The sequence below is a fragment of the Vibrio ezurae NBRC 102218 genome (genome assembly GCF_000467185.1).
GTDB classification, from domain to species: domain Bacteria; phylum Pseudomonadota; class Gammaproteobacteria; order Enterobacterales; family Vibrionaceae; genus Vibrio; species Vibrio ezurae.
In genome coordinates this window covers 52,715-63,644 of the sequence record NZ_BATM01000052.1, presented here as the reverse complement: position 1 = coordinate 63,644, position 10,930 = coordinate 52,715, and the positions used below count along the sequence as shown (strand labels likewise).

General features: G+C 43.3%; 11 protein-coding genes. 2 read left to right on the top strand and 9 right to left on the bottom strand.

The features are described 5' to 3' along the window. Together VEZ01S_RS16875 and VEZ01S_RS14965 are read left to right on the top strand one after the other, a co-directional pair. Window positions 1-358: hypothetical protein (locus VEZ01S_RS16875; protein ID WP_021714898.1), on the top strand; the 358-nt coding region annotated here is incomplete at its 5' end. Window positions 359-450: 92 nt separating this feature from the next. Further along, window positions 451-1,146 (top strand): hypothetical protein, encoded by a 696-nt coding sequence (locus VEZ01S_RS14965; protein ID WP_021714897.1) that lies wholly within the window; start codon window positions 451-453, stop codon window positions 1,144-1,146. On the opposite strand, the gene VEZ01S_RS14960 is transcribed toward VEZ01S_RS14965, so the two are convergent. The 9 genes from VEZ01S_RS14960 to ubiT all read right to left on the bottom strand — a co-directional run bounded on the left by VEZ01S_RS14960 (window position 1,143) and on the right by ubiT (window position 10,746). Beyond that, window positions 1,143-1,979: a LysR family transcriptional regulator gene (locus VEZ01S_RS14960; RefSeq protein WP_021714896.1), complete on the bottom strand. Its 837-nt coding sequence runs from the start codon at window positions 1,977-1,979 to the stop codon at window positions 1,143-1,145. The genes VEZ01S_RS14965 and VEZ01S_RS14960 overlap by 4 nt on opposite strands. Before the next feature lie 99 nt (window positions 1,980-2,078). Then, window positions 2,079-3,668 (bottom strand): peptide chain release factor 3, encoded by a 1,590-nt coding sequence (gene prfC / locus VEZ01S_RS14955; protein ID WP_021714895.1) that lies wholly within the window; start codon window positions 3,666-3,668, stop codon window positions 2,079-2,081. A gap of 130 nt (window positions 3,669-3,798) precedes the next feature. Then, a complete protein-coding gene (locus tag VEZ01S_RS14950; protein WP_021714894.1) occupies window positions 3,799-4,782 on the bottom strand; it encodes an FAD-binding oxidoreductase in 984 nt (327 codons plus the stop codon). A 72-nt stretch (window positions 4,783-4,854) separates the two neighbouring features. Continuing rightward, complete coding sequence (gene hcp / locus VEZ01S_RS14945; protein WP_021714893.1) at window positions 4,855-6,516, bottom strand: hydroxylamine reductase; 1,662 nt, start codon at window positions 6,514-6,516, stop codon at window positions 4,855-4,857. A gap of 512 nt (window positions 6,517-7,028) precedes the next feature. Next, window positions 7,029-8,513, bottom strand: a complete 1,485-nt coding sequence (locus VEZ01S_RS14940) for an SNIPE associated domain-containing protein (RefSeq protein WP_021714892.1) — start codon at window positions 8,511-8,513, stop codon at window positions 7,029-7,031. Window positions 8,514-8,875: 362 nt separating this feature from the next. Next, window positions 8,876-9,319 carry a ribosomal protein S18-alanine N-acetyltransferase gene (gene rimI, locus VEZ01S_RS14935; RefSeq protein ID WP_021714891.1) on the bottom strand — a complete coding sequence of 148 codons (444 nt, stop codon included), beginning with the start codon at window positions 9,317-9,319 and terminating at the stop codon, window positions 8,876-8,878. After that, window positions 9,312-9,716, bottom strand: a complete 405-nt coding sequence (locus tag VEZ01S_RS14930) for a DNA polymerase III subunit psi (RefSeq protein WP_021714890.1) — start codon at window positions 9,714-9,716, stop codon at window positions 9,312-9,314. The genes rimI and VEZ01S_RS14930 overlap by 8 nt, the downstream gene beginning before the upstream one ends. A gap of 3 nt (window positions 9,717-9,719) precedes the next feature. Continuing rightward, entirely contained in the window at window positions 9,720-10,223 is a 504-nt protein-coding gene (locus VEZ01S_RS14925; protein ID WP_021714889.1) for a GNAT family N-acetyltransferase, read from the bottom strand. Further along, window positions 10,213-10,746 carry a ubiquinone anaerobic biosynthesis accessory factor UbiT gene (ubiT, locus tag VEZ01S_RS14920; RefSeq protein WP_021714888.1) on the bottom strand — a complete coding sequence of 178 codons (534 nt, stop codon included), beginning with the start codon at window positions 10,744-10,746 and terminating at the stop codon, window positions 10,213-10,215. Before ubiT ends, VEZ01S_RS14925 begins: the two co-directional genes overlap by 11 nt. Window positions 10,747-10,930 lie beyond the last annotated feature (184 nt).

Here is a 10,930-nt window from a genome sequence, read left to right as displayed (position 1 = left end):
ATCGCTATACGCCACTGAAGGTGAGTGGTACTACGCTTCTGTCGGTGGCGGTGAGCCTATCCACATCACTAAAGATCTAGTGAACGGTAAACCACCGCTAGAAGTTGACCCGACTAAACCTGGTTATGACGGCATTACCGTTACTGAACGAGGCGGCGTTTATTACATAGAAAAGAATGGTCAGTCTATGGGTGCCCTATTCAATACTGGAACTGAAGTTATTTGGAACCCTACCGACGGTGATCACGTCATTGTGACTAAAGATTTAGTCAACGAAAAGATCAAAAACGTAAACCAAAGCAAATTGAAGCAATTTAAAAGCAAAGTTAAAAATCGCTTGGCAGCACTGAAAAAGTAACCACTAGAGCGTTACTTACTGCAATTGATATAACCCAAGACAATCCCCTCAATTGAGGGGATTTTTTCTTAAGCTATCTTCTAGGTACTTCTATGCGCATTTTTGCTTTCTTCTCATTGTTCGTCTCTCTTTCAACTGCCGCTGACACAAGTTTGGTGAATACAATAGAAAAGTTTACCGATATTTTTGGTATTAGCTTTTCTCAGTATGATGGCTCTACGGTTGCTACCTTAGACGGGAACTATTACGTAACGGAAAGACTGCGTGTTTTTGGTGACATTGATACGGATCTAAACTGGGAAGTAGGATCGGGTTATTCAATCTGGAGTGGCGAAACTTATTACACAGAAAATAGCTTCACTGTTAGCGAGTACAAACTCTCTACCGGCATTTTTATCGCGAAGATGTTAGATGAAAAATGGACTCTAATTGGTGATGTCAATTACAACTATAAGTTTGACTCTGAACGTTGCTTTGCGAACTTTCAAGAGATATGCCCTACAGAATCCTTGTCTGACTCTGTTGATTATTCAGCTGGAGTCATTTGGAGCCCAATTAAATACATAGATTTACTCTACAAATTCAATCAAGAAATCGGCTTTAAAAAAAATGAGTACTATTTCCCCAATTTAGATGAAACCTTTCAAGTAGGAAATACCAATGAAATCTTTCATGAAGTCGTCGCATTTATAAATCTAAAATACCTTAGACCATCGATAACTTACACTACATACAGAGATGAAAACCGCGAAGATACCATAGAATTTGGCCTCACGTTCGACTTCTAATTCGGTTTATTCAGCAACACTTTTAGTTGCTCACGCAGTGCTTTGTGGGTGGCGTTGTTTTGATACTTTTTATGATAGGTGAATTCAAAATTCACCTTCCGCATATAAAATGGCGGCTGGATGATCTTTAGCCCCAACTGCTCAGCGATTGAAGCCATGCTTTTAGCGATAGCTGCAACATAATTTGTCCCTTGAGTACTGATAATAATATTGGTCATATTACCTACCTCAATGGCTACTTTTCTCGACAGGCTTTTACCCGCCAAAAAATCCACAATCTGAGAGTTTTGTCGATAGAGCTTTAACGTTACATGCTCGGCTTCTAAATACTGTTGCATGGTAATTTCGTCTTGAATCGTGGGATGGTTTTTATCGCACATCAACACTAACTCATCGGTAAATGCAGGCTCGAAGTTGAGCCCAGAATCCCTTGGAAGATTGTAATCAATCACCAAATCCACTTTATTGAGTTTGATGTCTTGCAGCACATCCTGTTCTGCTTTCGGTGATTCATATAATTGAATGTTGGGCATTTCAGGTAGCATACTAATGGCATTAATGCCCGCATACACAATCATTTTTTGTTCTGATGCCACCGCGCCATCCATCAGCTCGAGCGCCATACTCAGCTGACTCGCTAATTGATGAGCATTCGGGGTTGGCTCTATTTTTCTTCCCATTCGAATAAACAGCGGATACCCGAGTACATTTTCAAAGCGTTTGATGGCAGAACTTACCGCAGGTTGGGTTAATTCTAAAGATTCGGCCGCTTTGGTAATGGTGCCAAGCTTATAAACCGATAAGAAGGGACGAACTAAATTGAGGTCAAACACCAGTATCTCCTTTACCTGATGTTTACAGATAAACAAAAAAGCCAGTTGTATGCAACTGGCTTCTGTTAATTACGGGGATTCATTGTGCTGTAAAGTGAATTAGTGCTCGCGAGTGGCGCGGAATTCAACTTCAGGGAAACGCTCTTTGGCTAGGTTTAGGTTAACCATAGTTGGCGCAACATAAGAAAGGTTGTCACCACCATCCAACGCTAGGTTGGTTTGGTTCTTACGTTTAAACTCTTCTAGCTTCTTCGCATCGTCACACTCAACCCAGCGAGCAGTTGCAACGTTAACGCCTTCATAGATAGCTTCTACGTTATATTCCGCTTTAAGACGCGCTACTACCACATCAAACTGTAGTACACCTACCGCGCCAACGATCAAATCGTTGTTTTGCAGTGGACGGAATACCTGCACCGCACCCTCTTCAGAAAGCTGTACTAGACCTTTGAGCAATTGTTTTTGCTTCAATGGATCTTTTAGGCGAATACGACGGAACAATTCTGGCGCAAAGTTAGGAATACCGGCAAATTTCAGCCCTTCACCTTGGGTGAAAGTGTCACCAATTTGGATAGTGCCGTGGTTGTGTAGACCGATAATGTCACCCGCATACGCTTTTTCAGCGCGAGCACGATCGCCAGCCATAAAGGTAACTGCGTCAGAAATGCTGACGTTTTTACCAGTACGCACATGGTTCATTTTCATGCCTTGCGTGTAAGTACCTGATACGATGCGCATAAATGCGATACGGTCACGGTGTTTAGGGTCCATATTGGCTTGGATTTTAAATACAAAACCCGAGAATTTCTCTTCTGTGGCGACTACTTTACGCTCATTGGCTTCACGATCTTGCGGGCCTGGCGCCCACTTAGTCAAACCATCAAGCATATGGTCAACACCAAAGTTACCCAATGCGGTACCAAAGTACACTGGCGTCAGTTCGCCCGCTAGGAACAACTCTTGGTCAAACTCAGGGCAAGCACCAATCACAAGCTCAAGCTCTTCACGAACGCTTTCCGCTAGGTCTTCACCTACCGCAGCATCTAGCTCTGGGTTATCCAGACCTTTGATAATGCGTACTTCTTGGATTTCATGGCCGTGGCCTGATTCGTACAAGATAGTTTCATCACGATGAATGTGGTAAACACCTTTAAACTCTTTACCACAACCGATAGGCCAAGTGATTGGCGCACATGCCATGCTCAATTCACTTTCAACCTCATCAAGCACTTCCATTGGGTCGCGAACATCACGGTCCAATTTGTTCATAAAGGTTACGATAGGCGTATCGCGCAGACGGGTTACTTCCATCAATTTACGAGTACGATCTTCGACACCTTTCGCGGCATCGATCACCATCAAACAAGAGTCAACAGCGGTTAGCGTACGGTAGGTATCTTCCGAGAAATCTTCGTGTCCCGGAGTATCGAGTAGGTTTACCAAACACTCATTGTATGGGAACTGCATTACGGAGGTAGTCACCGAGATACCACGTTCTTTTTCCATCTCCATCCAGTCAGATTTTGCATGCTGGTTCGAGCCACGACCTTTTACCGTACCTGCTTTTTGGATCGCGTTGCCGAAAAGCAATACTTTTTCGGTAATGGTTGTCTTACCCGCATCCGGGTGAGAGATAATCGCAAACGTACGGCGCTTGCTCACTTCTTGCTGAAATGGACTATTGGTCATATTCGAATTCTTTAGGTTGGTGCACTGGCGAAAATTGGCGCTATTTTCGCTGATTCTGCGCCATTTCACAATCTATCTATAAAATAAAGGCCCAACCTTAGGTTGAGCCTTCGTTAAATCAGTCTAAAAACTAGCCGATTTCGACAAACATATCCTCTTTAACTTGGCTGGCACAGGCAAGAAAGTAACCTTGCTCTATGTCTTCTTCGCTAAGCGGGCCAGTTGTCGCGCTCACCAACTTATCTTTATCACCTTTACAGCGACAGCTGCCACACACACCTGCGCGACAAGCAGCAAAAATAGGTAATCCTTCTTTTTCTAGCGCATCAAGCACGGATTCATCACCGGCAATAGACACTTCTGAGCCATTTACCGTCAAAGTGTGCGATTGTGCATCAAAACTATTTTCCGCTAAATCCATTGCAACCTGAAACTGCTCGTTATAAACCTGAGCAGAGGCAACGCCGAGCGCTTCAAGCCATGTCTTTGCCGATTCCATGTATGCTTCAGGACCGCACATAAGTACCGTTCTAGAAGCCACATCAGGCACTACAGATTGCAAAAGCGCTTGGCTCAAACGTCCATGATAAAGAGTTTGGTCATGCTCACGGCTTACCGCCCAAACCAGTTTTAAATTGCTGTGCTTTTCCGCCAGAGCTTCAAGCTCTTGCACGTAAATGCGATCACTTGGAGTACTTGCACTGTGAATGAACACGATATCAGCGTCTGTATCGGCAGCTAAACGAGCTTGCAGCATAGAATAAACTGGAGTCACACCAGAGCCGGCACTTAACATCAACAAAGGTTGCTGCTCAACAAGGTTAAGGTGGAAGTCACCTGCCGCATTGCTACAACTCAGTGAATCACCTACCGCAAAGCTGTCTGCAAGGTAGTTAGATACCAGTCCACCCGCCACACGCTTAATGGTCAAACTGCACTTTTTTTCACCCGGCAAAGACGCTAGAGAGTAGCATCGCTGGTGTGTGGTACCTTCAATCTCCACTTCCAAAGGCAGAAATTGTCCGGGGATAAAATCAAACGCATTGTCAGTTTCAAACCAGTAGGTGGTTACATCAGAAGTGTCGTGTCGAATATCAGTGCAGGTCAGTTGCATCTTTAAAACTCATTATTTGCAGTCAAAGAAGAGGAGCCAATGGCTCCTCTGTGTGATTGGTTTATTTAGGAATTAACCTAGGATGTCAGCAAGATCTTGTTCAACCGTCGTGGTCAAACGTAAACCTGTTTGCTCGTGTAGGTGGTTCAGAAGGTTCTCAGTTAAGAACGCTGGAGCCGTAGGACCTACGCGGATATCTTTAATGCCTAGAGCAAGTAGAGTAAGCAGTACAGCAATCGCTTTTTGCTCAAACCAAGATAGGATCAGAGATAAAGGTAGTTCGTTTACACCACACTCAAACGTATCAGCCAGTGCAAGCGCGAGCTGAATGGCAGAGTATGCGTCGTTACATTGGCCCACATCTAATAGACGAGGAATGCCGTTCACATCACCGAAATCTAAATCGTTAAACTTAAATTTACCACACGCTAGGGTTAGGATTAATGCATCCTGAGGAACGGCTTTAGTGAATTCAGTAAAGTAGTTACGCTCTTTTTTGTCACCATCACAACCGCCAACAAGGAAGAAGTGACGAATGTTGCCTGCTTTCACTTGCTCGATAACTGCAGGTGCCGCTTCCATTAGAGCGTTACGTGCGAAACCTGTAGTTGTGTAAAGAGGGATCTCATCAAACTTGAAGCCTTCACACTCAAGTGCTTTCTCGATAACTGCTGAGAAGTCATGACCAGTGTGGTGCTCAACACCAGGCCAGCCTACGATGTTACGAGTGAACATGCGATCCGCATAACCATTTGTTTCTGGGTTAATCAGACAGTTAGATGTCATTACGATTGCACCAGGGAAGTTAGCAAATTCTTTTTGTTGGTTCTGCCATGCGCTACCGTAGTTACCTACTAGGTGAGGGTGTTTACCACCAAGCTCTGGATAGGCGTGTGCAGGAAGCATTTCACCGTGAGTATAAACATTGATGCCTTTACCCGCAGTTTGCTCAAGGATGTATTTAAGGTCGATTAGGTCATGACCTGAAACTAGAATCGCTTTACCTGCGATTGGCTTCATGTTGACTTTAGTCGGTACAGGGTGACCAAATGCTTCAGTCTCACCTTGATCTAGCATTTGCATAACGCTGTAGTTCAAGTGACCACAAGCCATAGCAAGCTCAAGTAGCTCGTTCATTTCAGTTGGGTTCTCACCCAGGCGAGCCATGATGCGGTGGAATTCAGCCGAAACGTCTTCTTTTTGTTGACCAAGAATACGTGCGTGTTCCATGTACGCCGCTACACCTTTAAGACCGTATAGTGCAAGTAGACGTAGACCAAGAATGTCTTCACCCACTTCGGTTACGTCGTGGTTTAGCGCGGCGTCAGCGGCTTTGTTTAGTAGGGTTACTTTTTCTGCTTCAATGGTAAATTGAGCCGCACCTTCAAGAACTTTAGGTTCTACGTTTTGCGTTAGACATGCTGCTTCATAAGCCGCTTTTAGGCGTGCTTTGTAAGAAAGCGCTTGCTCTGTATATTCGATTAAACGTGCATCATCAAAGTTCACGTTGGTGAGTGTTGCAAAGAATGCTTGAGGTACGTAAGCATCGGCTTCTACATCAATCACACCTAAGCTACGAGCTGCATTTGCGTATGCACTGACACCTTGAAGAATGTAAATCAACACGTCTTGCAAGTCAGAAATCTCTGACGTTTTACCACACATGCCCATCGCATACTGACAACCATTCGCAACAGGTGTTTGCATTGTTTGCTCGCACTGAATACAGAACATCGAACCTTCCTTTAAGTAATATTTAAAATATATGTTTATCGGCGAAAAATGTTAGTCGCTACCGAACACTAAAAGAAGTATTTTATTTGCAACTTAATATTCAATTGATCTAGATCAGACAAAATACAGAGGAAATGATACTCAGTTCTATTTAGAGATTAGAGACCACACTATAAAAAAGGACATTAATGCCTTACTTGCAGCCAAAAGAGCATAATGAAAGGACATAGAAAACTGAAAGGCTATAGAGTGATGCATATGAACTGAAGGCAAAAAAGAGACCGCTCAGCCAAGCCATTGCGCTTTCCTGTTGCTTTAGCCTAGCAAACGCACTCAAACGCCTTAATGTATAGTCACTCCAGACACATTGAGGCGTTTTTTCTGAGACAGGCGTTTTTTCTGAGACAGCAATTTGTTCTGTGACGTACTCTTCGGTACTAAGATCCAACACGTTGTTGGAGAAAAATGAGTCAGTTAAATTGCTAATTTAGAGAGTTATGGATTAGTAAACTTTAAATGCTTTCAGCAAATTCAGGTTGCTTCGTCTTAGTTAAGATAGCACCAAGCTCGATTGCTTCTTTCAACTCTGCTTGCTTACGCATTGCTCTAGTTTCATTGAAGTCCTGCGCTACAGCAGTTTCGATGAACTCAGCATCATCAATATCGAAGTTTTTAACAGCTTTCTTGATGTCAGATAGATCCACTTGGAAAAACTCTTTACGCCTATTCACCATGTTCAGACGGTTATTATCGAATACGCGATGCAACTCTTTCTCAAGAGAAGGTGCGTCAGTGGTGTGAATCATGGCGTGAACATCAAAACTGAATGGTACTGAAGCGTCACCTAACTCTTTGACCCGATCCATTGGTTCGAGTCGACGGGTCATACCAATCTTATAAACGTTTTCTCCAAACGAGCCAATATTACTAATAACATAAACGTGACCTTGCTTGGTTTGCTCTGCCATACTTTGTGCACGTTGATGCTTTTGCTCTGCGGCTTCAAGATCAGATTGTAGCTGTGCGATCTGCTCTTCCAGTTTACTACGGGCTTCGTCATTCGCTGACTCAAGCTGTTTTCTAGCGGTCACAAGGGCTTTAGAAAAACGTGCTTCTTCTCTAATGGCTTCTTGTTCTGCTTTCTTGATCTCTGCTTCAATCTTCGCTTCTCCACGCATTTGAGCCTTAATTTCAGCCTGTTCTTCTTTCTCAGCTTGTTTCTTTTCTCTGTGTTCGTGAGTCAGGCGAAGTTCCTCAACTTTTAGTTGCAAATATTTATTTGAAATGACAATCATGTTGGACTCATTCAACTTATTAATTGCTTCAAAGGCTTTATTAATTCGCGCTTCCATCTTGACGACATTTTTCCATGTACAGTTAGCGATGGCAGCTTCACATTCATTGTTGAATGCGCGAGCTGTGAGTCTAATACCTCGGTCAGTCATCTTCTTACCTTCGACTTTTGAGTTACCTACCGTCCACTCAGTGGTGCAGTAAATCGCTCCAGAGGTATCCTTCATACGAAGAAGATCTTTTTGGAAATCTTTGCACTCGCGGATTTTCTCTTTAAATTGCTCTGCAGTATCAAAGTCAAAGTGTGGTTCGTAGAAGCCTAACTCTAGCAACTCCACGTCATCGTCATAAATGCCTATTTTATGGATGAGCGAGTCGTATATACCTTTCTTTTCTTTATAGCTCGACTTGAGTTGCTCAATATCATTTGTGACCTCAAGAAAAACTGCATTGGCTTCGTCTTGGCGCACTTTGGATGCGTGTTCCCGAACCTCAATCTCTTTATCCACGTTGATAATGCCAGAATATTGCATCTCATAGTCAGCAAGTGTTTGAGAAGCCTTTTCGGTTTCCTGTTTAGAATTTTCCAGCTCTCGTTTTGTGGATTTAAGTCGAGCCATAAAGATAAAAAGCACCACAGCTAGTAGTGCAGAAATAACTAGAAATGGTAGCGGGGGTAAATTTGCGAATGCTGAATGAGGCATTGTCACTCCTGATTAAAAATTCAGATGTAGTGTAACAGTATAATTCAGAGGTATTTTGCCACTTTACGCCATTGTATTTTTAACGTTTTAAAATAAAGGAAGGCAATAGGGTCACATCTTGCGTTTTTCCACGCATTACTTTTAGTATGCAAAAATTAGCTACCGAGCTTGAACGTATTGAGAAGCGAAACAAACTTTAAACCTAAGCCCCATGAAAAAGGAGCTCATAAGAGCTCCTTCAGTAATAGCACCACCAAGGCGCAATGCTTTGCCACTTAGCCTCTTTTTCATTCTATAGATAAGTCATTGGTGGGTAATATGTGCTGTTAATACAAGTTCATGCAATCCATCGGTGCAGACACTTAAAGACAAAGATAACTCATGATAATGGCATCTTCACGACCAGTAGCTGTCGGGTAGTAATTACGGCGTCTATCCACCTCATTAAAGCCCGCATTTAAATACAGCGCTTGCGCTTTTTTGTTGGAATCTCGCACTTCCAGCCAGATGCTTTCTACGTTTTGGCTTTCGCATAATTCAATGAAAGACTCTATCAACTGCGTACCAATCCCCTGCCCTTGTTTTTCTGGGGCTACCGCTACATTAAGTAGTGTCACTTCACCAACAATATTTTGTGCATAGAAGTATCCGACCAACTGCTCATCGTCTTCGAAAGCAAAATGCATTGCACCACGACTGGCAAGATCATCGATCATTGAGCGCTTCCACGGATGAGTGTGCGCTGTTGATTCTATCTGCCACACACTGTCTAAGTGCGTTGAAGCTAACGGGATAAGATTAGGCATTATTTTGTATTTGATTCCATAGTTGGCGACGGTTTTGGTTGTGACCATCAATATCAGACAAGGCAGGAGAGTTAATCTCCTTTACGCCTTCAACAGTCGTTGGGGCACAAGCACTAAACCACACCCACTGTAATTGATGCTGGCTAAGTTGAGACAGTTGGTTGGGATAAAGGTGGCGACAATCGCTCAACTGCAACTGCATTGCCTTCAATACTTTTTGTAAGAATTCAGCGTCTTGACCTGCTGGAACAAGTGGTGAGACAAACAGCAGTTTGACCGAATCAGGTAAAGAAATATCAGGCTGCTGATAGCCTTCAAGACGCTCAGCATGCAGCAACTGCCACTGCTCAATATCCATTTCGGCCAATAGTTTTGCTCTTGCGTTCAAATTAGGCATAGTCTAGAACTGATCAAATTCTTTGCAGTATTCGATAAGGCCGGATAAACCGTCAAAGCTTTCTCCTGTGAGATCGAGTACTTGGAACACCCCTTCCGGTAAATCCCACTGGCAACGGAAATTACTTCCCTCTGACTGAGCAAAACCAAAACGAGAATAGTAAGCGGGATCGCCCAGTACCACACAGGCGCTGTAACCAAATTCCAGTAGAGAATCTAAACCTTCTTTAATCATGCGCTCAGCAACGCCCTGATTACGAAAATCTTCATGAACGGCTACCGGAGCAAGGCCTTGCCAACCGTAATCATTCCCAGACAGTGTCACTGGAGAAAACTGTGCACAGCCAATCACACGACCTTCGTCATCGCTAGCAACAATACTCAAAGTGATATTGCCATTCTCGCGTAGTGTATTGACTAAATTCGCTTCAGCGTCAGTAGGAAACGCATGCTTTAAAAGCGTCAGTATCCCTTGATTGTCCGCTGGTGCCTCAGTTCTAATAAGCATTCTCTGTCTCTCTTACTGAAGTGGTGACGCTCGCAGAAGACTGAACCCCTTTTGATACAAAAGTTGCCAGTTGCTCCAAGGCTGTTTTCACCGCTTTTGGTAGTGCATCAAGATCCACACTGTCCATTAAGTTCTTAACTTCTAACCCTAGTTCAGTATCACCTTCAATGCTTAAGCGACGTTGGAAAAATAGCGTATCAGGATCTTCTTTTCTGCCCGCAATGAGAACAAGATCATTTAATGAACCACTAAAGCTGACCTGATGATCCTTTTCCTCTGTGCTCACTAATAACTGGCCGTCTTCACAGCTGATAAACCAGCTAAGATCCATATCCATAACTGAGACTTTAAGCCACTTACCTTCTAGAAACTCAAAGTCGCCATCTTCTAACGCTTCTTTGAAGACCAGTTTTAACCCCTCTAACAAGGTAAAACTTTGTAGTTTGGCTGGCATTAATTTGGCAGGAACACGAAAAATATTCGCGGCATTCACGACTAATTGTTGTCTTACTTTCTCAAGCACTGTGTATTTCTCTCATCCGTATAATGTCGCTCATGATACTGAATAAATGACAGAAATGAACTGAGTTTAGTCAAACTCCAAGATATGACGTTCAAAAAACAACCAACTCATCATGAAAACTGCCCCATATCAATTCTCATTTCGCAATCCACCGCTAAACTGCTTTCCTATTTGCTCAGTGAAT